The organism is Thermodesulfovibrionales bacterium, from assembly GCA_026417875.1.
Taxonomy (GTDB): domain Bacteria; phylum Nitrospirota; class Thermodesulfovibrionia; order Thermodesulfovibrionales; family CALJEL01; genus CALJEL01.
Map to the genome: position 1 here is coordinate 1 of JAOACK010000156.1, position 554 is coordinate 554.

General features: G+C 30.3%; 1 protein-coding gene. It reads right to left on the bottom strand.

Annotated features, from left to right (window positions below; genetic code table 11):
• Positions 1 to 336: 336 nt before the first annotated feature.
• Positions 337 to 554: CRISPR-associated endonuclease Cas2 (gene cas2, locus N2257_10825; GenBank protein ID MCX7794878.1), on the bottom strand; the 218-nt coding region annotated here is incomplete at its 5' end.

Genomic DNA, 554 nt, shown 5'->3' on the forward strand with positions numbered 1-554 from the left:
TGTCAAGGGAGTATAAAGCCCTTGACGTCAATCAACTTTATATCCCACATGGTTCAGATGAAACGGGATTAAGAGAAGAATTCAGCCTCTTTCACTATTCCTTTATATCCCACATGGTTCAGATGAAACTCTGCTGTGAAAGAATAATTTTTACAACTGAAAAACCTTTATTTATCAGTATTATAACAGCTTTTAAATACAATGTTAATAGATTCAAAATGATTTTTTTTTGCATCAAGCCTTTAATCGTTTTTTTTCTTTTTTTAGCAATAGTATTCAATCATTTGCCTGATAAGTATTTAGTGCCTATACAATTTAAAAACAGGTCCGATGCAATTATAATATATTTCCTGTTAACTCTTTCTCAACCCCCAAAATTGTCTTTCTATAATTTAACCTGTTCTCGAGACTATAAAAGTAAATAGAGTCTTCTGCTTCATTTATAACTTTTAATAATTCATGCTTACATTTTGTAAGCTTACCCTCTGTTATATCTCCTTCAAACACAGAATTTTGAACCCACATGAAATACTTCTTCAAAATCTTTCTTACCT